Annotated in this window: 19 protein-coding genes and 1 pseudogene; 8 read left to right on the forward strand and 12 right to left on the reverse strand. The window is 70.0% G+C overall.

What is annotated here, in order from left to right:
- Positions 1-86 precede the first annotated feature (86 nt).
- From ACFWVC_RS21550 to ACFWVC_RS21565, 4 genes are all read left to right on the forward strand, one after another.
- Entirely contained in the window at positions 87-1,415 is a 1,329-nt protein-coding gene (locus ACFWVC_RS21550) for a hypothetical protein (RefSeq protein WP_384288184.1), read from the forward strand.
- Positions 1,416-1,592: 177 nt separating this feature from the next.
- A complete protein-coding gene (locus ACFWVC_RS21555; RefSeq protein WP_384288186.1) occupies positions 1,593-2,195 on the forward strand; it encodes a hypothetical protein in 603 nt (200 codons plus the stop codon).
- Positions 2,196-2,435: 240 nt separating this feature from the next.
- Positions 2,436-2,993 carry a hypothetical protein gene (locus tag ACFWVC_RS21560; protein WP_384288188.1) on the forward strand — a complete coding sequence of 186 codons (558 nt, stop codon included), beginning with the start codon at positions 2,436-2,438 and terminating at the stop codon, positions 2,991-2,993.
- A gap of 203 nt (positions 2,994-3,196) precedes the next feature.
- Entirely contained in the window at positions 3,197-3,628 is a 432-nt protein-coding gene (locus ACFWVC_RS21565) for a VOC family protein (protein WP_384288190.1), read from the forward strand.
- A gap of 68 nt (positions 3,629-3,696) precedes the next feature.
- On the opposite strand, the pseudogene ACFWVC_RS21570 reads toward ACFWVC_RS21565, so the two are convergent.
- Positions 3,697-4,107: pseudogene (locus ACFWVC_RS21570) on the reverse strand (transposase); the annotation flags it as partial.
- Between the two features lie 82 nt (positions 4,108-4,189).
- Positions 4,190-4,642 carry a hypothetical protein gene (locus ACFWVC_RS21575; RefSeq protein ID WP_384288192.1) on the reverse strand — a complete coding sequence of 151 codons (453 nt, stop codon included), beginning with the start codon at positions 4,640-4,642 and terminating at the stop codon, positions 4,190-4,192.
- A 415-nt stretch (positions 4,643-5,057) separates the two neighbouring features.
- On the opposite strand from ACFWVC_RS21575, the gene ACFWVC_RS21580 reads away from it, so the two are divergent.
- From ACFWVC_RS21580 to ACFWVC_RS21590, 3 genes are all read left to right on the forward strand, one after another.
- On the forward strand, positions 5,058-5,249 hold the full coding sequence (locus tag ACFWVC_RS21580) for a hypothetical protein (RefSeq protein WP_384288194.1): 192 nt from the start codon (positions 5,058-5,060) through the stop codon (positions 5,247-5,249).
- A 392-nt stretch (positions 5,250-5,641) separates the two neighbouring features.
- Positions 5,642-6,154: a hypothetical protein gene (locus ACFWVC_RS21585; protein WP_384288196.1), complete on the forward strand. Its 513-nt coding sequence runs from the start codon at positions 5,642-5,644 to the stop codon at positions 6,152-6,154.
- 110 nt (positions 6,155-6,264) lie between these two features.
- Positions 6,265-7,098, forward strand: coding sequence for an isoprenyl transferase (locus tag ACFWVC_RS21590; protein ID WP_384288198.1), 834 nt, complete (start codon positions 6,265-6,267; stop codon positions 7,096-7,098).
- Positions 7,099-7,219: 121 nt separating this feature from the next.
- On the opposite strand, the gene ACFWVC_RS21595 is transcribed toward ACFWVC_RS21590, so the two are convergent.
- The 4 genes from ACFWVC_RS21595 to ACFWVC_RS21610 all read right to left on the reverse strand — a co-directional run bounded on the left by ACFWVC_RS21595 (position 7,220) and on the right by ACFWVC_RS21610 (position 11,750).
- Positions 7,220-8,311 carry a PP2C family protein-serine/threonine phosphatase gene (locus ACFWVC_RS21595; protein WP_384288201.1) on the reverse strand — a complete coding sequence of 364 codons (1,092 nt, stop codon included), beginning with the start codon at positions 8,309-8,311 and terminating at the stop codon, positions 7,220-7,222.
- Positions 8,312-8,450: 139 nt separating this feature from the next.
- Entirely contained in the window at positions 8,451-8,813 is a 363-nt protein-coding gene (locus tag ACFWVC_RS21600) for an aldo/keto reductase (RefSeq protein WP_384288204.1), read from the reverse strand.
- A gap of 70 nt (positions 8,814-8,883) precedes the next feature.
- Positions 8,884-11,196, reverse strand: a complete 2,313-nt coding sequence (locus ACFWVC_RS21605) for an FdhF/YdeP family oxidoreductase (RefSeq protein WP_384288206.1) — start codon at positions 11,194-11,196, stop codon at positions 8,884-8,886.
- A 35-nt stretch (positions 11,197-11,231) separates the two neighbouring features.
- On the reverse strand, positions 11,232-11,750 hold the full coding sequence (locus ACFWVC_RS21610; protein WP_384288208.1) for an SRPBCC family protein: 519 nt from the start codon (positions 11,748-11,750) through the stop codon (positions 11,232-11,234).
- A 476-nt stretch (positions 11,751-12,226) separates the two neighbouring features.
- Between ACFWVC_RS21610 and ACFWVC_RS21615 the strand changes: the two genes are divergently transcribed.
- Complete coding sequence (locus ACFWVC_RS21615; protein ID WP_384288210.1) at positions 12,227-12,739, forward strand: cupin domain-containing protein; 513 nt, start codon at positions 12,227-12,229, stop codon at positions 12,737-12,739.
- 90 nt (positions 12,740-12,829) lie between these two features.
- Here ACFWVC_RS21615 and ACFWVC_RS21620 read toward each other — a convergent pair whose 3' ends face one another.
- The 6 genes from ACFWVC_RS21620 to ACFWVC_RS21645 all read right to left on the reverse strand — a co-directional run bounded on the left by ACFWVC_RS21620 (position 12,830) and on the right by ACFWVC_RS21645 (position 21,729).
- Entirely contained in the window at positions 12,830-13,915 is a 1,086-nt protein-coding gene (locus tag ACFWVC_RS21620) for a hypothetical protein (protein WP_384288212.1), read from the reverse strand.
- 183 nt (positions 13,916-14,098) lie between these two features.
- Entirely contained in the window at positions 14,099-17,143 is a 3,045-nt protein-coding gene (locus tag ACFWVC_RS21625; protein ID WP_384288214.1) for an AAA family ATPase, read from the reverse strand.
- 143 nt (positions 17,144-17,286) lie between these two features.
- Positions 17,287-18,525 (reverse strand): ATP-grasp domain-containing protein, encoded by a 1,239-nt coding sequence (locus tag ACFWVC_RS21630; protein WP_384288218.1) that lies wholly within the window; start codon positions 18,523-18,525, stop codon positions 17,287-17,289.
- Positions 18,526-18,591: 66 nt separating this feature from the next.
- Positions 18,592-19,872 carry an MDR family MFS transporter gene (locus tag ACFWVC_RS21635; RefSeq protein WP_384288220.1) on the reverse strand — a complete coding sequence of 427 codons (1,281 nt, stop codon included), beginning with the start codon at positions 19,870-19,872 and terminating at the stop codon, positions 18,592-18,594.
- A gap of 271 nt (positions 19,873-20,143) precedes the next feature.
- A complete protein-coding gene (locus ACFWVC_RS21640; RefSeq protein ID WP_384288225.1) occupies positions 20,144-20,347 on the reverse strand; it encodes a cold-shock protein in 204 nt (67 codons plus the stop codon).
- 197 nt (positions 20,348-20,544) lie between these two features.
- Positions 20,545-21,729 carry a PP2C family protein-serine/threonine phosphatase gene (locus ACFWVC_RS21645; protein ID WP_384288229.1) on the reverse strand — a complete coding sequence of 395 codons (1,185 nt, stop codon included), beginning with the start codon at positions 21,727-21,729 and terminating at the stop codon, positions 20,545-20,547.
- Positions 21,730-21,866 lie beyond the last annotated feature (137 nt).

Below are 21,866 nucleotides of genomic sequence, written 5' to 3' on the forward strand. Positions count from 1 at the left end.
GGGCCCGATCGGCGCAGCAGAACCTGCGGGCCGGGGGGAATCGGGGTGACGCTGCGATTGCGCTGCTCGCCCCCCTGAGGTGCCCGATGCCGGAAGTCCGCAACAAATCCGTTCTCCGCCTGACCGGCGCCGTCGTGCTGCTGGCGCTGCTCGTGCCCGCGGCCGGAACGGCGTCGGAGGCCGATGGAGCGCGACCGGTCGCGATGCGGAAGCCTGCACGCGAGGGGATGGCGCCCTGGCGATCGCCGCACCGGGTGACGGGCGCCGCCGCCTACCCCCAGAAGGGCGATACGGCGCACTCGACGCGGGAGGTGACGTGTCCGTGGGACACGAGCCCGGCCATCCCCGCGAAGGAGGTGACGCCCCTACCCGGGGGCAAGGCGAACTGGGTGGTCTCCGTCGGGTACATGGATCTGGCGTCGAGGAACGACCACCGCAACTGGGTACGGCTCGGGTACTACGTCTTCAGAACGAACGGCACGGTGACCAGCAGCCACTGGACGTGGCACCAGCGGGACCAACCGACGCGGGTGGCTGCGATGACCGCTGACTGCGGCGGTGATGTTCCCACGTGCGCCGTACGGACGGTCGACGGGTTCGCCGGTGACCCGCCGGGCTGCCTCCAGGGCAACTTCGGCTACACGGACGACGGACGGCTCGCCGTGACCTGGGCCAAGGACGCCACCGGGACCCCGCTCGCACAGCCGCTCACCGAGTACTGGAACCTGCGGACCGGACTTGTCGGCGGGAGAGCGGCCCGTATCACCAGCCCGACGTACTACGGGGCCTACGGAAACGACGTGGAGATCCCCGCCCCTGGCACCTTCTCCAGCTACACGGCCAACTTTGGCATCGGTTATGGCAGCAACGCATCGCTGGAAGGCACGAGCCGGGCCACGATGAACCAGCTGGTCACCGATCCGCGCTACAACGCGCAGCCGTACAGGGGCGCCTTCGTCGTGGCCAAGGCGTCATCGGCCGACCCGGACACCCGGACGGGCATCGTGGGACGTGAGGGATCGGGTGGCGCCTGGCTTTTCGGTGCCGCCTCGAACCCGTGGAGGCTCTGCGCCGGCAGCCCGTGCATGGGATGGCTCCAGCGCGACACCAGCTGCGCCGGCACGGACAAGGACCGAGTGCGCTACATCGGGGAGCTGGGCGGGGGGCGACGCAACACGGAGGAGTACTGGTGCCGGTATCTGGCTCAGGGTCAGCCCTGCTACAGGTACAACTCACACCCCCGCCCGATGCTTCAGGTCATCGACGACCACGGCGACTTCCAGGGTTGGGTGGATGTCGAGGCCTTCACCCACGTGCGCACCCGAACGGGGCTGCCGGACGGCAACTGGGCCTCCGGCTACTGGGGCATCTTCGACACCGTCTCAGCCGCACTCCAGCCCAAGTCGGCAGGCTGACTCCCCTACGGACCTGGGGGTGGCCGATCGCGTGGCCGGGCGACGCGGATCGCCAGGACGTTTTGGAGAACCACGGGGTCTGACAACTGATCCGTGACAGATGGTGGTCTGGGGGTGTGGAGGGGCGCGATACGCCTCCCGTGCTGGACATCGACCTGACTGCGAGGAACCTCCACGATGACCCGAACGAAGAAGTACCTGGCCGCCACGGTGGCGGCGGCGGCACTGATAGGGGCGCCGACCATGGCACACGCGCTGACGCCCACTCAGGCTTCGGTCAAGGCACCGACCAAGGCACCGGCCAAGGCGGCTCACACCAGCGTCACCGCCCACGCTCTCGCCACCAAGCCCGCGACCGCCCGGATCGTCAGGCCCGGTGAGCGGATTCAGGCAGCGCCCGGTGTGGAGCTGTGGCTGACCAAGGACGGTAAGCACTGGACCACGCCTGATATGCCCGAGGGCCAGTTCCGCAGCGTGGTGGACGGCAACATCGATCTCAGCGAGCCCAACGTGTCGCTGCAGGCCGAAACGGTGGGCGACCAGTACTTCCTGTCCGGGGTGTACGTCGGCCCGAACAGCGCGGCCACGGTCAAGGTCGTCACCGACGACGGCACGGTCACCGGCACCGTCGTGCGGCTGCCGGGACATCCGGGCTGGGGCGCCTGGTACGCCACGACCTCCGTTCCCCGGCCCCTCCCGGTGCCGCCCCACTCCTACTTCCACAGCGTCACCCTCCTCGACGCCCACCAACACCCCCTCGCCACCCTGACCATGCCGTAACGGTCCCAGGCTCAGCGGGGACCTGGCAGCACCGGGTCCCCGCGCATGCGATCCAACGGAAGCCGTCGCGGTACCTGAGCCGGACACCGCGCGGGTGCCCTTGTCACAGCCGGCCGTGCCCGCGCCGGATGTCTGCGGCCGGTGCTGGAGCGTGTCACTTGGAAGTGCGGTGCGCGGGGTGCTGCACGCCAGATCGATAACCTGTGTCGGCGCCGGCTGCATGGTGCGAAACTTCGGGTCATGGCCTCACCCGAGCTCAGCGACCTGGACTATCTCCGGGAGATCGAGCGCCTCGCCAACCGCGTCAGCGTGGAAGCATCCAACGAAGGATGGCTCTCGTTCCAGTCGGACCCGGAAGAGGCGACACCACTCCAGCGCAGCGTGAACGCGCTAGCTCGGGCTCTACGCCGTTACCACTTCGAGGGCGATGGCTGCTTGGAGGAGGACCGGCCTCGGGTCCGCCTCGTCGGAGCCTCGGTGTTGAAGCCCGGGGCCATGCCCGCCGGGATGGACGAAGCGTACGAGGACGTGTGTGCACGGATCGGCGTCGAACCCAGGTCGGAGGGCTGGGCACTGTGGAACACCTGGGGCAACGGGGACCTGAAGGTGACCATGGTGGTGTCAGCCGTCGAGACGACCGAGGGGCTGTTTGAGAACTGGGCCCGCGGGAGGGCAATCGACCCGGTGTCACCGCTGCCCTCCCAGGTCGCCCTCGTCCGCCAGGGATGGCTGGGACCGATGACGTTCTCGCCTCGCGGCGTCGGACGGACGGGCCTTGGTGGTCTGCCGCTGTCCTAAGGGTTGTCCCGTAACTGATCTTTGGCAGCACGAGAGTGGCTGGCCGGGATCGCATCCCAGATCCCCCGTTTTGGGGGAGGCACCGGCCTTGGTTCACCCCTGGGACCGCACGACACAGCAGCGGACAGCGGGGGCCCTCCTCCCGACAACGTGCGGACCTACCCACCCAGGGAGATGAGCAGGGCCTCTGTTATCGTGCGCCGATGTCAACGATCAAACAGTTCCAAGTGACCTTCGACTGCGCGGAACCTGCGCGCCTCGCCGCTTTCTGGTGCGAGGTGCTGGGGTACGTCGTACCGACGGTCCCGGAGGGCTTTGCCACGTGGGAGGAGTACCACCGCTCGCTGCCGCCTGAGGATGAGATCTACTTCGCGTGCACTGATCCCTCCGGTGTGGGTCCACGCCTGCTCTTCCAGCGAGTTCCCGAAGGCAAGGTCGTCAAGAACCGGGTGCATCTCTGTGTGCGGGCCGGCGCCGGGCTCGTGGGTGACGAGCGCCTGGCCACACTCGAGGCCGAATGCGCACGGCTGATGGCTCTCGGCGCGAAACACGTGCTGACGCAGCGCGCCGATGGCGTCAACGAGTCGTGCATCACGATGCAGGACATCGAGGGCAACGAGTTCTGCCTCGCCTGAATCTCCTCCAGGCTGCGACGTGGGGAGCCGTCGCCCGTGGACCTCTCAGGTCCCATATGCGGCAGGAGCTATCCCGTGAGAGCAAGGTTGTGTAGGCGGGCGATACCGAGCATGGCGTGGTGGACGCCGTCGCCGCGCAGGCGGCAGTCGCGGAGGATCTTCCACGTCTTCATGCGGGCGAAGCAGTGCTCGACGCGGGCGCGGACCTGCTTGTGCGATTTGTTGTGGGCCTGCTTCCAGTCGGGAAGCGCCTCGCCCGGGCGGCGGCGGTGCGGCATCACCAGGCCGGTGCCCGCGTAGCCGCCGTCGGCGATCGTGGTGGTGTTGCCGACGGCGGCCTTGGCGCCGGACTCGGCCCAGGCCCGGCTGTCGTGCCGGTTGCCCGGCAGCGGTCGGCCAACCGCGACAACCAGGCGGCTGCCGGCGTCGATGACGACCTGGTGGTTGGTGGAGTAGCGGTAGTTCTTGGACTGTTCGGCCGGGCGGGCAACCACCGGCGCGACCTCGCCGCAGTCGGTGACCGAACTGGTCGGCAGGCTGCGGGTGTTGTGGTGCTCCAAATCAGAGTGCACGGCGTTCCAGCAGACGACGCGGCCCGAGCCAGCGGCTTGCCTGACAGCGGTCACCACCGAGCGCGTGACGTCCAACCCGACATCGCGAGCCGTCCGCGCCTGGACCGTGGCAGAGCTTCAGTGCGTCAGGAGCCACCGCCGGTCGGCTGACACCCGAGGATGTCGCGGGGCCGGGTAGGCATGGCATCGTGGCGCCCGGAATCATGACGGGCTCGACATTCAGCCGCCGGGCGACCACTTCTCCGGGCCGGGGAATGCCGCGGTCGTCATCGGAGATGATGTAGACCGCCGGAATGTCGGGACCGGTAAGTGACGGCAGGTCGTGCGGATCCAGAATGCAGTGCCCGGGCCGAGGGACCAACAGATCGCTCACCGGATTCTGCGGCTCCTCGGAGGCATCGTGCACGGGGATCTGCCGCACCATCTCCAAGGGGAAGGGCACGGAGAAATCCGGCGAGCCGCGAGAGCATTGACGTAGATTCTTTCTGGAGAGGCGGCCGGCTAGTCGGTGGGCCGCACCCGTCACGGGATATCCGCCCCAACTGTGCGCCGCCGGGGTCACGTTGTTAAGGGTCGCGCCTGACGATCTCGTCGACGATGTGACGGACCGCGTCGGCCATCCGGAAGGTTGACGGCTCGCCGCACCCGTCCAGTCCGGGCGGTGTCAGAGGCAGTGCGTGGCGCCCCGCGGCACGCAGCCGTCGCGCCATTGGATGCCAGGCCCACCCGCCGTGCCACGCGGTCCACCCTTACTGATCTTCCGGCTCTCCGTCGTTCCGGTGCCGATCATACACGCTGTCGAACATGGTGTACGGTTGACGCATTCCGGAACCTCGGAAAACCTGAAGGGGTAACGCGTGCAATACAGCCAACTCGGCTCCACCGGTGTATTCGTCTCCCGTGTCGCTCTCGATACCATGACCTTCGGCGGTGCCGGAAAACCGCCGTGGAGCTTCCTCGGGGGTCTCGGCTATAAGGAATCCGAGAAACTGATCGGACTCGCCCTGGACAGCGAGCCAAATCTGATCGACACACCAAAGATGATCTGAGGGAGCTCGACGAGGTCGGCAAACCGACCGTGGCTCCCTGCCCGAACTGGCAGCAGCCGCTGTACCTCACAGCACAACGGCTGCCGCAGGGGTGGCCCAGGGGCGCGGAGGCCAACCGCGACGGTTCACCGTCCCGCCTCAACCCGACACGCGCCGTGCTTGTCACGGCGGACCCGGCGGTGCGCGTGAGGCGGGTGACGATCGAAGACACCTCATCACCGGAGAAGAGCCCCATGCCCACGGACACTCCCGCAGCGGACCCGGCACCCGCGGCTGCCAGCAACCACGAACCCGTGGACACAACGCGGAGCGCCGCGCCTCACCGGCCGCCTGGAACCGTCACCCGGGCAGCACGAACCGTCACCAACGTTCTACAGCCCCGCAATGTGCTGATGGTCGGCATGGTCGCGGTCAGCCAGGCCGCCGCCGGCAATTGGACGGGAATCCCGTGGGGCCTGCTCGGGGGACTGTGTGCGGGCATCATCCCTGCCTCGTACGTCGAGTGGCACCGCAAGCGGGGCACCTGGGGCGACCGGCACGTCGTGGACCGTACGCAACGCGCGCCGATCTTCTTCGTGATCCTCAGCTCGATCGGCGTGGGAATCATCGTGATGTCACTCGGCCACGCACCGCCCGACGTCATCACGGCCATGATCGCCGCATGGGCCATGACGGTCGTCCTCCTGGCCGTCAACACCGTCTGGAAGATCAGCGTGGACGCGGCGGTGGCCTCCTCGGTCGTGGCGATCCTCTCGGTCGTGCACTCGCCATGGTGGACATGCGCCTACCTCCTCGTAGCCGCGGTGTGCTGGTCCCGGGTCGTGCTGACCTACCACACCACCGCCCAGACGCTCGCCGGCGCAACCCTGGGCGCGGCCACCGCACTGGCCTTCCTCATCCCCTGAAGTACGTCCTCCACCGACCGCACCCGGCCGGCCGCGCCCACGCCCACGCCGCTCAACACCCAGACCCGCAGCGCAGCAGCAGCAGACAACACAGCAAGGATCGACAGACAATGGCACCAACACCCCGCGGGATCACGGCCCGTAACCGAACCTCGTACCGGACTCCGGACCCCCACCCGTCGGGCTCCCGGGCACCGAAACTTCCCGGCGAGCTCATCCCCAAGCACGTCGCGATCGTGATGGACGGCAACGGCCGTTGGGCCAAGGAGCGGAACCTGCCCCGCACCGAGGGGCACAAGGTCGGCGAGGGCGTGGTGTTGGACGTCCTCAAGGGCTGCCTGGAGATCGGCGTCAAGAACCTCTCGCTCTACGCGTTCTCGACCGAGAACTGGAAGCGGTCGCCGGACGAGGTGCGCTTCCTGATGAACTTCAACCGGGACGTCATCCACCGCCGCCGCGACGAGATGAACGAACTGGGCATCCGGATCCGCTGGGTCGGGCGGATGCCGAAGATGTGGAAGTCAGTCGTGCAGGAGCTCCAGATCGCCCAGGAGCAGACGGTCGACAACGACGCCATGACGCTGTACTTCTGCGTCAACTACGGCGGCCGGGCCGAGATCGCCGACGCCGCCCAGGCACTGGCCCGGGACATCGCGGCCGGCAAACTCGACCCGGACAAGGTCAACGAGAAGACCTTCGCCAAGTACCTGTACTACCCGGACATGCCGGACGTCGACCTCTTCCTGCGGCCCAGCGGCGAGCAGCGCACCTCCAACTACCTCCTCTGGCAGAGCAGTTACGCCGAGATGGTGTTCCAGGACGTGTTGTGGCCGGACTTCGACCGCCGCGACCTGTGGCGGGCCTGCATGGAGTACGTCTCCCGCGACCGCCGCTTCGGCGGCGCGATCCCCAACGAGGAACAAATGCTGAGCGGCAGGCTCTGACGCCGCGCCAGTCAGCGGCACGCTGCCGGCTGAAGGCCCACCGCCACGGCTGCCCGGTGACCGACACCCGTCACCAGGCAGCCGCGGCAACGCGCGAGTGGCCGGCTGCGGAGGGTCTGGGTCATGAATTGTTGGGCGCATGGGTGATGACCAGTAGCGCCGTGTCATCTGCCCTCTGGCCGCCGGTGTGCCTGCTGTGGTCGGCAAGGAGAGCATCAAGAAGATCATCCGGGCCGTCGTAGCGGTGTTCGGTGCACGTGCTGGTGGGGTCGTAGAAGGTGCCCGTCTCGTCCCGTGCTTCGGTGAGTCCATCGGTGTAGAGCAGCAGAGTGGCCCCGTCGGGGAACGTCATCGAATCGATGCACCCAGAGCCGGCGTCGAGTGCCCCCAAGCCCAGGGGTAAACCTCGTCTACTGGGCTCGACGTACTGCACCGTGTCTCCCAGGATCAGCAACGGCGCTGGGTGGCCGCGGTTGATCAACCGCACTTCGTTGCTCCGCCAAGGGAACTCGACCAGTACGCATGTGATGAACCCCTCGAGCTCCGTCAGGTTCCCCGACTGCTGAGCCTCCAGGACGACGGCTTGCTCCAGCCGTTCCAGAAGACCGGACAGGGTGGGCTCGTGCCGGGCCGCCTCTCGAAAAGTCCCGATGCCGACCGTCACCGCCCTGACCGCCCCCATCCCCTTGCCACGGACGTCACCGATCACGCAGCGCACGCCGAACGGAGTATCGACCACTGCGTAGAGGTCCCCGCCGATCTGCGCATCCAGCCGAGCAGCCTCGTAGCGTGCGGCAAAGCGCAGAGGGCCGATTCTGTCCGGAGGGCGTGGCAGGACAGCACGCTGGACTGCCGCCGCAATGTCACGTGCGGACTCCAGCTGCATTTTCCGGTGGTACAAAACGCGATTGAGGAAGCCCGCGATCACGGTCACTGTCGCAACCATGATCAGCTCACTGATCGCGATGGCACTCCAGCGATAGCCGAAATACCGGAACATCATCCAGTCGACGAAGAGCGCAAACACCCCGGTGAGAACAGTGCCTCGCAGAGACAGCAGAGGAGCGGCCGACAAGATCGCAGCCGCATAGAGAGCCGCAGCGCTGACGGTGGGGGGTGTACTGAGGTCGATCAACGCGGCGAGCAGAAGCAGGACGGCAGGCAGCAGGCGGCTCCACTTCCCCACCGACTTCCACGCTCCCAGCCTCGCCACGTATAGCTCCTGATGTCGCCGGGCTCCTGGTCAGCTCAGGCTAACGGCCCCCTCTCCGCCCCGCTCTCCGCGTCACCCGACTCGCTTACGCCGTATTCCACCCATTCACGGCGAGGAATGGGCGGACCGGGACACCGGGCTACCGGACGCCGGCGAGCAGCTTCTCCACCTGCGCGAACTCGTCCGAGGTCAGCGGGCCATGGGCGAGGGCCGCCGCGTTCTCCTCGACCTGGGCGACGGTCCGCAAACCGGGGATCGGGATCGTCGCCCGGCTGCGCGCCCACAGCCAGGCCAGCGCGCCCTGGGAGAGGGTACGGCCGCCGCTGGTGAGGACATCGCGGATACCGTCGATGGCGGCGAGCCACTCAGGGCTGCCCACGAGCGCATCGGCCTGCTCTACGACATCTCGACCAGCAGCAGCACCTGCACGGGAAGATCCGGTGGTACGAGTCGCAGGCGCAGGCGGACGGCGAGCTGGACGACGTTGCCGCTGGGACGCCATGAGCCGCGACCCGCTTGACGGTTCGGCGTCGGGCGACGCTCGACGTCCGCCCTGGCCGAACCGCGCCGGATCACTGTGGTGAGGGGGCCGGGCGGAGGCCGGCGGGCTCCAGACGGACGACGATGCTCTTCGAGGTCGGCTGGTTGCTGAACTCGGCCACGCTTTCCAGCGGGACCAGGACCTGGGTTTCGGGATAGTACGCGGCGGCGCAGCCCAGCGACGTGGGATAGGGGACCACCTGGAAGCCCTCGGCGCGGCGCACCACGTCGTCGGCCCACACGCTGACGAGGTCGACCGACTGCCCTTCGGCAAGTCCGAGTTCGGTCAGGTCCGCGGGGTTGACCAGCACCACCCGACGGCTTCCATGGATTCCCCGGTAGCGGTCGTTGTCCGTGTAGGGGATGGTGTTCCACTGGTCGTGGGAGCGCAACGTCTGCAGCAGCAGGTGACCCTCGGGGGCCCGGGGCATGTCCCAGGCGTTGCTGGTGAACATGGCCTTGCCGGTGGCGGTGGCGAAGACCCCCTCGTTGACCGGGTTCGGCAGCCTGATGCCGCCCGGGCGGACCACTCGCCGGTTGAAGTCGTGCAGTCCCGGCAGGATGTGCGCGATCCGGTGCCGGATGGTCCCGTAGTCGGTCTCGAACTGCTTCCACGGGATGTCACCCTTGCCGTCGAGGGTGCGGCGGGCGAGCCGGCACAGGATGGCGATCTCGCTGAGCAGCAGTTTGGAGGCCGGTTCCAGACGCCCGCGGGAGGTGTGCACCTCACTCATCGAGTTCTCGACGGTGACGAACTGCTCGCCGCAGGGCTGGACGTCCCGTTCGGTGCGGCCCAGGGTCGGCAGGATCAGTGCCGTCCGGCCGCAGACCGCATGGGACCTGTTGAGTTTGGTGGAGATATGGACGGTGAGGCGGCATCGCCGCATGGCGTCCTCGGTGACCGCGCTGTCCGGCGCCGCCCGGACGAAGTTGCCTGCGAGAGCGAGGAAGACCTTGATGCGGCCTTCCCGCATGGCCTTGATCGTGTTCACCGAGTCCAGGCCGTGGGCACGCGGCGGGTCGAAACCGAACTCCTTCTGCAGCGCGTCCAGGAACGAGTCCGGCATCTTCTCCCAGATGCCCATCGTGCGGTCGCCCTGCACATTGCTGTGCCCGCGCACCGGGCAGGCGCCGGCTCCGGCCCTGCCGAGGTTGCCGCGCAGCATCAGGAAGTTGACGATCTCCCGGATGGTGGGGACGGCGTGCCGATGCTGCGTCACTCCCATGGCCCAGCAGACGATGACGCGCTTGCTGCGCAAAACCTCGTCCCGGACGTCCTCGATCTCCTCGCGGGTCAGTCCGGTGGCGCTGAGGACCTGCTCCCAGGTGACGGTGCGGGCGTGCCGGGAGAACTCCTCGAATCCGCTGGTGCTGGAGCGGATGAAGTCGTGGTCGAGTACGCGGCCCGGCTGGGCGTCCTCCGCCTCCAGCAGCAGCCGGTTCAGGCCCTGGAACAGGGCGAGGTCGCCGCCGCTGCGGATGTGCAGGAACCGGTCGGCGATCTGGGTGCCGCGTCCGATCACGCCGCTTGGCTTCTGCGGGTTCTTGAACCGCAGCAATCCGGCTTCCGGCAGCGTGTTCACCGCGATGATGCGGGCGTCGTTGCGCTTGGCCTCCTCCAGTGCGGAGAGCTGCCGCGGATGGTTGGTTGCCGGATTCTGCCCCACCAGGAAGATCAGATCGGCGTGGTGCAGGTCGTCCAGGCTCACCGTTCCCTTGCCCGTGCCGAGGGTCTCGTGCAGGGCGGTGCCGCTGGACTCGTGGCACATGTTGCTGCAGTCGGGCAGGTTGTTGGTGCCGAAGGCCCTGGCGAAGAGCTGCAGGACGAAGGCGGCCTCGTTGCTGGCCCGGCCCGAGGTGTAGAAGGCCGCCTCGTCGGGCGAGTCGAGCGACTTGAGCTCCGTGGCGACCAGCTCGAAGGCGTCCCGCCAGCTGATCGGTTCGTAGTAGTCCGAATCCGGTCGCTTGACCATCGGTTCGGTGAGCCGGCCCTGCTGGTTCAGCCACAGATCCGACCGCCGTCCCAGCTCGGAGACCGAATGCTCGCGGAAGAAGCCGGCGGTGATGCGGCGCTTGGTCGCCTCGTCGTTGATGTGCTTGGCGCCGTTCTCGCAGTACTCGTTGCGGTGCCTGTGGCCGGGAGCCGGGTCCGCCCAGGCGCATCCGGGGCAATCGATACCGTCCACCTGGTTCATGGTCAGCAGCGTCACCCCGGTACGTGCGACGGAGGTCTCCTCGAGGGAGTACTCCAGCGCGTGCCGCACCGCGGGCAGCCCCGCGGCCCATTTCTTGGGCGGCGTGACACTGAGCTGTTCATCCGGCTCTTCCCGGGGTGCCTTCTTCATGACGTGCGTCTCTCGTTCTCTCGTACGCGGATCACTCAACCGACGGGCCACCGAGGGACCCGGCTCCGCGGGGGTTCCGATTCGACCGGCTGGACATGCCCGTTGTGGATGGACGCCCGCCAGGCCCCGCTCTCCTCCCCCACGCCCTCGATGTACTCCTTGAAGTTGCGGAGCTCAGTGCGCAGGACACGACGGGTGACGCCGAAGGCATCCGTGACGGTGTCCGTGAGCCCGCGCCGCGCGGCCTGGATCCGCACGGTCACTTCGGTACGGTCCGGCGCCATGGAGCGGAACGACACTTTGCCCCGGTGGTAGGGGCTGCGCTCCAGGCTCTGCCAGACCAGGTGCGAGTCCGGCTCCTGCTCCACGATCTCCGCCTTGAATTCGCGGCGCACCGGGCCCAACCCGATGACCCAGCGGGTGACCGCGGGATTGATCTGCTCGACCCGCTTCACCACCGGCATGAACCGCGGAAAGCTCTTGAACTGCGTCCACTGGTTGTACGCGGTACGCACCGGGACCGCGATCTCGATGACTTCTTCGACGGTTGTCATGGCCCACCCTCTTCAGGCGCTGCTTTCCCCAGTCTCACCGCCCTGCCAGTACGCCGCCACGCGGATCGGCGCAGCCCGCAGCAAGCAAGGCGCCGGCCCGATGCGCTCGTCCCCGACCTCGCCTTGCCGACCACTTACCGAACCGATCCGGTCACCAACAGGGTTCGGCTGATCAACCGGCGCCTCGCCGGCCAGGGCCGAGGGCGTCTGGTGGCCGGTCGGCAGATCGGCGCCCCTTGATGCGCCGAATGGGCGACGGATCGATGCACTACGCGATCACCGCCCCGTGATCCACCGCTTCAAGGAGCCGCTGCCCGTAGTTCGGCCTGCCGCGGGCGAGCCGGCCGGACCGCGCGTCAGCGGACAAGAAGCGTGCGCTGCCATGAAAGACGTCTCCGGCGGGTTGGCCCAGAGTGGACGCTGTGCAGACAGGCGGCCCGTACGCAGGTCAACGGTAATCTCTATGAGTAGGTGCCATGACGTTCGAAATTACGCAGAGCCCGTCAAGTGACGCCAAGGCGGGCGGGATACACGTGCCGTCCGCGGACGGCGTCGTCAAGTGGTTCTCGGGGGATGTGTATTCGATAAAACTGACGGCCGATCAAACTGCCGGTTCCTTGGGAGTGGTTGAGGCTTGGGTTCCGCCAGGCGGTGGACCGGTGGCTCACACCCACGCCGACCAGGACGAGACGTTCTTCCTCATCTCCGGCGAACTTGAATTTCTCAATGGGGACAGCGTCTTCACCGCAGGTCCCGGCGACCTGGTCCATTGCCCGCGGGAGACGCGTCACCGATTCAAGAACACTGGTTTCCATACGGCCCATATGCTGTTCTTCTACACTCCGGGTGGCTCCGAAGGGCTGTTCCTGGAGGGCGGCGACATCCCTGAGCCGGGCATCCAGGTGCCGGCATGGGGACCGGAGCGCTTCCAGGGCCCGATGCTCGACCTCTTCAAGAAGTACGGCCTGGCGGCTCTGCCCGAAGCCTGACGGCCACGCGGGGAATTGACTCGGGCGGATACCGCACGTTCCTGCCGCCATCAGTCGGCGGCAGCAACCCCTTCACCGGCGGCCCACGCCTCACGCCGTCTCGGCGTACCGCTCCCCCGCGTACGCCCGCAGCACCGGCACGACCGCTTCCATGCCCCCCGGCAGCCGGTCCAGCCGGTCCAGGACGTAGGCGCGGTGGCCGTCGGACAGGTGGCTGGGATGGTCGCCGGCGTGCGTGCCCGGCAGCGGCCACACCGTGAGGCGGGGCTGAAGGCCCGGGCTGAGCGGCTGCCGCCGGACCGTGACGTCGGCTATGTGCGCCCACTGGAAGTACCGCTCCTCACCGGCCACCTCGCGCATGCCGATGCCTGCGGCCCCGATCCTCAGCCGCAAGGGCTTGCGCCAGCGGACGTAGGAGGAACGCGCCTGGATCCAGAAGACCACCGCGGCAAGCACCAACACCGTGAGGGGGATCCCCGTTCCGGCTTCGTAGTCGGCCTTCTCGGGATGGGAGAGCAGGTACACGTAGAGTGACGTGAACACGGCGCTGCACAGCAGCGCAAGCATCGTCCACACGGCCATTCGCCGGCCGGCGCCCTCGTCGGCCGTGAAGGTACGCTCCCCGCCGGGGAAGCTCGATTCGGGCCCGGCGACGGTCACCGGGATCGGCAGCCGTACGGCGCGCGGCGCGGTCTCGAAGCGGGCGCCGGCATGGTCGGCGAGCGCGGCTGTGAGCTGCGGGACACCTTGGTCCAGGTCCGCGCAGTCCACGAGGGTGTAGCGGTTCCGGCCGTCGTAGGTGCGTTCCTGTTTGCGCGGCAGCATCACGCCCGGCGCCGTCCAGAGCACCAGCCGCGGCGCGGGCGGCGTGGTGTCGCTGTCCACCGCGGCGTGCCACAGGGCGACCGCGTCGATCTGCTCCCAGGACAGTGCGGCGTCGTGCAGCGTGATCCCGTACCTGTCGATCCGCAGCCGGAACGGCCGCCGCGCCTTGTGGAGTTCCCTCCACCCGTGCCAGACCGCCCACGCGGATACCGCCGCCACCCCCGCCGGGCCGGAGACGTCGCCGCCCAGGGACCCGATGAGCCACACGAGCGCGCCCGTCAGCGCGACAAGGCCCCAGCCCATCCACCACGTCCCGCGTCTCCTCAATGACCGCTCGACCGTGAACTCCATTGCGTCCCCCCTTTGCCGTCCCCTCCGGCACCATGATGCGGACCCTCACCCGGCCGCCCCGGCCTCGCCGACGCGGCGGTTGCCCAACCGTGACGCCCGTGGGACACGAGCCCCCTGCCGTCACACCCCCACCCCTGCCCGTCACTGCCCTGCCGCCCCGCGGTCGGTTCGCGGACGGGGCCCTCAGGGGTCGACGAAGCCGACGCGGTGGGCGAGGGCGGCGGCCTCGGTGCGGCTCGTGACGCCGAGCTTGGCGAGGATGTTCGACACGTGCGTGCTCACGGTCTTCGCCGAGATGAACAGGGTCTCCGCGATACGGCCGTTGCTGTAGCCGCGGGCGACCAGCCGCAGGACCTCCGCCTCCCGGGCCGTGAGTCCCTCCAGACCGGTGGCCGGTGCGGCATCGGTGCCGGGTGAGGCGGCGGCGGGACTCGCGGTATCCGGCGGCCCCTCGCCCCGCTGCAGCGTGATGCCGGCGCGTCCGGCCAGGGCCTCGATGTCGCCCAGCAGATGCCGGGCACCCAGTGACCGGGCGCTCTCCCACGCCTGGTCCAGTACGGGTACGACGTTCGGGCGCGGGGTGCGGACGGCCAGCGCGCGGGCGGCCCACCGGCTGCGGGCCACGGCGAGTTCGTACGGGCGCTCCAGACCGGCCAGCGCCTCCAGGGCCCGCGCCCAGGCCTCGGGGCCCGCGTCTCCCGCGGCCCGGGCGAGTTCGGCCTCGATCATGAGCCGGTGGGCCCGCCACACCGGGACCCTCGGGGGAATCGCGTCCGTCTGCGCGCGGAGGGCGGCCAGGACCCGATCGCGTTCGGCGTCCGTGCCCGGCGCCCAGGCGTCCGCCTCGGCGGCGGCCGCGACGTACAGCAGCCGCAGGGAGTACCGCTCGGTGGCGGGCGGAAGGCCGCCGGACAGCACGGTGAACAGCTCCCGCCGGACATCGGCCAATCGGCCTTCCCTGGCGGCGATGCGGACAGCCACGGTGGCCAGTCCGATCACCAGTTGCGGCTGCGGGTCCTGCGTGCCGAACAGCTCGCGCGCGGCCGCCAGTTGGCACGACGCCGACCCGAGGTCGCCGGACACGGACCCCAGCTCCGCCCTGAGCGCCGCGACCAGTCCGCGGGCCTTGCGGGACCGGGCCAGCCGCGCCGCCTCGTCGGTCGCGGCCGCCGCTTCGGGCCAGCGTCCGAGCGAGAACAGCGACAGCGCGCGGTTGCTGTGCACCCACGCCTCGACGTTGGTCAGGCCCAGACCGCGGCAGAGCCGAGCGCTCTCGTCCCCCGCGGCCAGCGCCTCAACGGACCGGCCCAGCCCCTCCAGCACCGACGGCAGCATGATGCACGCCCGGCCGATCACCGCGACATCGCCCAGTTCCCGCGCCCGGCGCAGCACGTGGCACAGTTCGGTGACGCTCTCCTCGAACCGGTCGGTGCCGGTGAGCAGCCAGGCGCGTGTGACCCGGGCATCGAGTTCGCCGTACGCGTCGCCGACCTCCTGGGCGTAGCCGACCGCGCGTTCCGCGGCCCGCATGCTGTCCGGGCCCGGCTGATGCCGCGCCCCCCAGGCGGCGATGCTGCCCAGGATCTCGGCGTGCACGGCGGACGGCGGCAGATCCCGCACCAGGTCCTGGGCACGGTCGAGTTCGCTCTTGCCGTCGCCGAGCCCGAGGTCCTGTACGAGCTGGGCCCGCTCGGTCCAGAACCAGGCGCGGCGCAGGGGGTCGACCTGCGGGCCGGGAAGGGCTCCCGCCTCCTTGCAGATGGCCATCGCCCGCTCGCGGTCACCGCCGAGCCGTGCGGCCACCGCCGCCTCGGCCAGCAGATCGGCGTAGACGTAACCGCTCGCCCCGGCGGCGACCGCGGGGTTCTGCGTGAACGGGGTTCCGGGGATCCGCAGGGTGTCCCTGGCCTCCGGCGGAACCGTCTGCCACAGCTCCATCGCCCGGGTGAGCAGGCGCAGTTGCTCCGAGTAGGCGTAGCGCCCCCTGGCCTCGGCGGCCGCTGTCACGTAGTGGGTGAACGCCCTCGCCGGCTCGTGCGCCCCGGCCCAGCAGCCCGCGAGGCGGGCGCTGTACTCCTCCGGCGGCACCAGTGAGGGATCGGCCTCCAGGACCTCGGCGCAGCGGCGGTTCCAGCGGACGCGTTCGCCGGGCAGCACCTCGTCGGTCACCGCCTCACGCACCAGGGCATGGCGGAACCGGTAGCCGTCCGCCGTGGGCTGGAAGAGCTGGGCGTCGACGGCCACGCGCACCACCTCGATCAGCTCCTCCTCCGGCAGTCCGGCGACGGCCGCCAGCAGCGCGTGCGGCACGGCACCGCCGCCGACCGCGGCGATCCGCACGACCTCCTGCGCCGCGTCCGGCAGCGCGTGCACCCGGTCGAGCAGCAGATCCCGCAGGGACTCGCTCAGCCGGGGGCCCGGCCCCGTCTGCGCGGCGTGCACGAGTTCCTCCACGAAGAAGGCGTTGCCGTCCGACCGCTCGAAGATCCGGTCCACCACCGGCGGATCCGCCGGCGCGCCCTGGAGCGCCGCCACCAGTGCGCTCACCTCGTTCCGCGTGAAGGCCGGCAGGTCGATGCGGATCAGGTGGCGCAGCCGAGCGGCCTCGGCGAGGAACGGGCGCAGCGGGTGGCGGCGGTGCACGTCGTCGGAGCGGTAGGTGCCGACGATCAGCACCCGGCCGGACCGCAGCGACCGGAACAGATACAGCAGCAGCTGCCGGGTCGAGGCGTCCGCCCACTGCAGGTCCTCCAGGATCAGGACCAGAACGCGTTCCGCCGACAGCCGCTCCAGCAGCCCGAGCGCGAGCTCGAACAGCCGGACAGCGCCGTGCGGCGCTGGGGGCGGCGCGCCGCCGTCGTGCCCGCGCGGGACCCCTGACCCCAGTTCGGGAAAGATCCCGGACAGTTCGGCCGGCAGGTCGGCCGGCGGGAACGCGCCGCCCTCGTCGGCGGGCCCCCCGGACGCCTGGCGCAGTGCGGACCGCAGCGCCGCCAGAGGCGCGGCGAACGGCACCTCCTCCGCGTCCATCTCCATGCAGCCGCCCACCGCGACGAGGGCCCCGCGGCTCCGGGCCGCCTCCCCCAGTTCGTCGGCCAGCCGTGACTTCCCCACCCCGGCCTCACCGCCGATGAGCACCATCCGGGGCTCGCCCGCGGCCGCGTCGACGAGCGCCCGCGTGAGCGTGGCCATCTCCTCGTCGCGACCGATGAAAACGGGGCTGACCATGACATCCTTCACACAATCGATCATCGCACGGGGCATGGGGCGGGCCCGGTGACCCACCGATGGCGCGGCAGGATCCCTTGCGGCCCGCGCGGCCCGCGCGGCCTGCTCGTGTGGCCAGGTGGCGGCCTGGTGGCGGCCGATCCTCAGGCGGTGCCTCCCCCGGTCTCCATCCGCACCCGGATCTTGCCCGCGGCCGACCACGCGTGGTGCAGGGCCAGTTCGGCCGTCTCCCCCTCGGCCAGGACGATGGAGACCAGCCCGCGCTGGTCGGCGGTCGTCGCGATCCGCGCCCCCCGGTCCTGGACGGGGTACAGCTGGGGGCTCCCGGGGTGGCTCGCCAGGGTCGCCGCCCCCTCGACGGACGCGACGACACCGGGCTCCGGTGCGTACAGGGCCACGGCCGCCGCGCCGGTGGGCGGCGACGGGACCAGGTCCATGAGGGCGGGGCGCTCGCCCAGCGCCATCTCCACGAGCGCCTGGTGGACGTCCAGTCCGGCGGCGCGGCGCATGAGTTCCCCGATCACCACGCCGCCGAGACGGGGGTTGACCTCCACGATCTCCACTCCGCCGGCGGTCCTGATGAACTCCGTGTGGGTGAAACCGTGCCCGTAGCCCACCGAGGCCAGCACCCGCGACACGTGGTCCCTGATCTCCGCCTCCAGCGCGTCCGGCAGTGCGACGGGGAACGAGCCCGACTCCTCACGGAAGTGGGGCTCAGGGGACAGCGTGCGACTGCTGACACCGAGCAGGCGCGTCTGCCCGTCCCAGGTCAGGGTCTCCGCGCTGTACATGGGGCCGATCAGGTACGTCTCGGCCATCAGATGCCGGCCGCCCAGGGACGTGGACCGCCGGGCCGCCGCCAGCACGTCGGTGAGCTCCTCCTTGTCCCGGACCAGCCACACATCGCGGCTGCCGGCCCCCGCCACGTCCTTCACGACGCACGGGAAGTCCAGCGACGGGACCAGGTCGTCCGTCGTCGCCGTGGCAGGGTCGAAGACGTGGCTGCGCGCCCGGGTCAGGCCGTGGCGGCGCAGATGGTCGCGGAAGCCGCCCTTGTCGCGCAGCAGCGCCACCGCGGCGGGGTCGGAGTGCGGCAGCCCGAGTTGGCGTGCGACCTGTATCGCCTGGTCGCTGACGGTGTCCACCATCCGCAGCACCCCGGCCACGCCGGGCATGGCGCGGAGCTCCGCCAGCACGCGGCCGGCGTCCTCGGTGTCCACGTCGACCACCGTGACCGTGCCCGGCTCGGCCTGTGCCAGCTCGTGCAGATAGCGGGACCGGTCGGCGGTGAGCAGTACCAGTTCATGGCCGCGGCGCCGGGCGGCCGCGGCCAGGTGGTCGAGACCGAAGTTGAGCGCTTCGACGGCGGCGATGATCGACAAGGGAACCTCCAGGGGGATGGAACGAGGACGGAGCAGGAATGGGGCGCGCGGCCGCGCGTGCCCGGCTCAGGTGCCGACGGTGCCGCGCAGGCGGGTCGCCCGTGGACGCCCGGCGTCGTCCTCCGGGCGCGCCTGACGGCTCCCGGGACCGCCGCCGAGCCTGAGCACGAGGAAGGCGCAGCCCGCCAGCAGACCGACGGCCGCACAACCCGCCCAGAGCACCGTGCCGCCGGCGCGGTCGAGCACGATGCCGCCCGCGATCGGCGCGACGAAGGACGCGGCAGCCGTTCCGAAGCCGAAGACGCCTTGATAGCGGCCTCTGAGATGCGACGGGGACATGTCGGCGACCGCGGCCGCGGAGGTGGGCGCGAACACCATCTCGCCGACCGTCCAGACCACCACACCGGGCCCGTAGACCAGTGCGGCTTCCCCGGCGAAGGCCGTCACCCCGAACCCGGCGGCGAACAGGAGGGCGGCCCCGGCGAGCAGCCGGCCGGGGCGCCGGCCACGCAGCCACCGCGTCAGCGGGATCTGCAGCAGCACGACCACCAGGCCGTTGAGGCTGATCACCAGGCCGTACGTGCGGGTGCTGAGCCCCTGGGCCTCCATGGCCACCGGCAGGGTGGTCACACCCTGGTGGAACAACGTCCACAGTGCGAAGGCCACGGCGGTCAGGGCGAGCAGCCGCCCATCGCGGAGGGCCGGGGCGAGGCCGCGCCCGGCAGCGGTTCCGCCCGCCGGCGCCGAGCCCGCATCGTCCGCCGGCGCCGCCCCCGCGTCCTTCGCCGCCGGACGCGTCTCCGGCAGCAGCAGCCACGCCATGAGTCCGCAGGCCAGCGTCGTCGCCGCGTCGCCGATGAAGATCCACACGAAGTCGGCCCGCACGAGGAACCCGGCCATCACGGAGGACAGACCGAAGCCGATGTTCACCGCCCAGTAGTTCAGCGAGAAGGCACGCTGCCGGTCCTCCGGGCCCACGAGGTCCGAGATCATGGCCGAGAGCGCGGGGCGCGGTGCGGAGCTGCCGGCGCCGAAGAGGAACGTCAGCACGGCGATGGCGGCCACCTGCGTGGTCACGGCCAGCGCGGCCGTGACGGCCGCGGTCACGACGTAGGACCCGGCCATGGTCGCCCGCCGTCCCAGCCGGTCGCTCAGCTCGCCGCCGGCCAGCGAGCCCGCGACCGAGCCCAGGCCGAAGCACGAGACGACCAGTCCGGCCGCGGTGGCGGAGAAGCCACGGTCGAGCGTGAGGTAGAGGGTCAGGAACGGATAGACGAAGGTGCCCAGCCGGTTCACGAGCGTGCTCGACCACAGCCACCAGAAGCCCCGGGGCAACCCGCCGAACATGGCCCTTCCCGTCCACCGCGCGACCGCCACCGTCCCACCACTCCCACCGCTGCTCACCGACCGGCTTTTCCGGTCATTCAGAGAGCGTGGGTCACGAGCCGGGTCACCTCATCGGGAGAAAGCCCCATCCTGAGGCGGCACGTACCTGAGACCGCGGCCCGAGGGCGGCAGGGCCCGGCGTGACACCGTGAGACGCGACGGGGTCGCTCCCTACCGAAGGGAGCGACCCCGCTTGAAACGGTCCCTGCCGGTGCGGCAGGCCGGCCGGAGATCAGCCGCGGACGATGTTCTCCGCCTGCGGGCCCTTCTGGCCCTGCGTCACCTCGAAGGTGACGTGCTCACCCTCCTGGAGCTCGCGGTAGCCGTTGCCGGAAATGTTGGAGTAGTGGGCGAACACGTCCGGCCCTCCCCCGTCCTGAGCGATGAAGCCGAAGCCCTTTTCCGAGTTGAACCACTTCACAACGCCAGATGCCACTGTGTTCGTCCTTCACATGCTGCTGCTGCGGCGCGCCACCGGCGCGCCGGCAAACCCCCGATTCCGGGTTGCCGCCCCTTGCATACCCGATGATCCGATGCCTTGGCCAGCGAATACCCCTACGTCGGTGCAGATGTCTCGTTCGTGTCGTCTGTCCAGGTGCCCGGCAGCGAGGGCGTGCCGCCCCCTGATCGGTGTCACCGCGCGCGGCGCTCTCCCGTGCACGGTCCCCGCCAGTCCAGGCACACGATCGTGGCGTCGTCCTGCAGATGCCCGAGGCACGCCTCGAACACCGCGGCGGTGGCCGCGCGGACCACTTCGCGGGGGTGCTCCGAGGCGGTTTCACGGATCAGGGCCGCCAAGTCCACGGCGCCGGCCCGGCGTTCCTGCATGCCGTCGGTGTAGAGGATCAATCGGTCACCGGCCCGCAGGTCCATCGGCTGGACGCGGAAGGGCGTGCGCGAGGGGACGCCGAAGGGCAGGTGGACGTCGACGCGGACCTCCTCGACCGCGCCGCCGCGCAGGCGCAGCGGCCACGGGTGGCCGGCGTTGACGACCTGGATGCCGGCTCCGTCCATGCCGATACGCATGAGCTGACCGGTGGTGAAGCCGTTGCGGCCGTGGTCCAGGAGCGTCCTGTGCACCCGGTGCGCCTGCTCGGCCAGATCGCAGCCGGCCCGGCGGGCGCCGCGGGAGGCGTTGACCGTGAGAGTGGCCAGCAGGGCGGAATCGACGTCGTGCCCCATCGCGTCGGTGATGGACAGGTGCAAGGTGTCGTCGTCGACCGCGTAGTCGTAGGTGTCTCCCCCGATGGAGTCCGCGGGCACGAGCGCACCGGCCAGCGTGAACCGCTCCCCTTCGCAAGTGGCGGCCGAAGGGAGCAGTCCACGCTGGATCTCGGCGGCGAGGCTGACGGACGTGGTGCGCTCGACCCAGTGGTAGAGGTCGGTGAAACGCCGGTCCGTGACGATGAGGTACGCGAGCGCGTGGGCGGCCTCGCCGACCTGCTCCAGGACTTCTCGCGTGGCTTCGGGAAGGGTCAGTTCCAGCAGGCCGATGGCGTCGCCCCGATTGGCGACCGGCACGATCACCCGCAGGCCTTGCCCGGCGTCCGGCTCCTGTACGAGCCGCTGGCCGCGCAACGCCTCCTCGTACAAGGTGCCGGCCAACGGGATCTGTTCCAGGCCGTGGCCCGCACGCGACATGCCTTGATCACCGATCCGCACCACCTTCTGACCGATGACGTCGGCGGTGAGGAACGACACGGAGCTCGCCCCGAACCGGTCCCGCAGATTGCGGGCGATGACCGCGACGGACTCCACCGGCCCGGCCGCCTCGGCCGCCGCGAGAACCTCGCCGAGTCGGAGCTGCTCGTGGGCCACAACGCTCTCCCTGCTGTCGGCGCCCCCTGCCCCGTACCTGCCAGGGCTGTCGGCCACCCGACCCGGCGTTCCTGCCTCGGTCCACCGCCTACGGCCCATGCTGGCACGGCACCGGCGTCCACGCCGACACGAAGGTG

Source organism: Streptomyces sp. NPDC058691 (assembly GCF_042714775.1).
In the GTDB taxonomy this organism is placed as follows: Bacteria; Actinomycetota; Actinomycetes; order Streptomycetales; family Streptomycetaceae; genus Actinacidiphila.

Bases quoted from the DNA above. Each gene is read 5' to 3' on its own strand.
- ACFWVC_RS21550 (WP_384288184.1), top strand. From the start codon at position 87: ATGCCGGAAGTCCGCAACAAATCCGTTCTCCGCCTGACCGGCGCCGTC.
- ACFWVC_RS21555 (WP_384288186.1), top strand. From the start codon at position 1,593: ATGACCCGAACGAAGAAGTACCTGGCCGCCACGGTGGCGGCGGCGGCA.
- ACFWVC_RS21560 (WP_384288188.1), top strand. From the start codon at position 2,436: ATGGCCTCACCCGAGCTCAGCGACCTGGACTATCTCCGGGAGATCGAG.
- ACFWVC_RS21565 (WP_384288190.1), top strand. From the start codon at position 3,197: ATGTCAACGATCAAACAGTTCCAAGTGACCTTCGACTGCGCGGAACCT.
- ACFWVC_RS21585 (WP_384288196.1), top strand. From the start codon at position 5,642: ATGGTCGGCATGGTCGCGGTCAGCCAGGCCGCCGCCGGCAATTGGACG.
- ACFWVC_RS21590 (WP_384288198.1), top strand. From the start codon at position 6,265: ATGGCACCAACACCCCGCGGGATCACGGCCCGTAACCGAACCTCGTAC.
- ACFWVC_RS21600 (WP_384288204.1), bottom strand. From the start codon at position 8,813: ATGGCGTCCCAGCGGCAACGTCGTCCAGCTCGCCGTCCGCCTGCGCCT.
- ACFWVC_RS21605 (WP_384288206.1), bottom strand. From the start codon at position 11,196: ATGAAGAAGGCACCCCGGGAAGAGCCGGATGAACAGCTCAGTGTCACG.
- ACFWVC_RS21610 (WP_384288208.1), bottom strand. From the start codon at position 11,750: ATGACAACCGTCGAAGAAGTCATCGAGATCGCGGTCCCGGTGCGTACC.
- ACFWVC_RS21615 (WP_384288210.1), top strand. From the start codon at position 12,227: ATGACGTTCGAAATTACGCAGAGCCCGTCAAGTGACGCCAAGGCGGGC.
- ACFWVC_RS21620 (WP_384288212.1), bottom strand. From the start codon at position 13,915: ATGGAGTTCACGGTCGAGCGGTCATTGAGGAGACGCGGGACGTGGTGG.
- ACFWVC_RS21625 (WP_384288214.1), bottom strand. From the start codon at position 17,143: ATGGTCAGCCCCGTTTTCATCGGTCGCGACGAGGAGATGGCCACGCTC.
- ACFWVC_RS21635 (WP_384288220.1), bottom strand. From the start codon at position 19,872: ATGTTCGGCGGGTTGCCCCGGGGCTTCTGGTGGCTGTGGTCGAGCACG.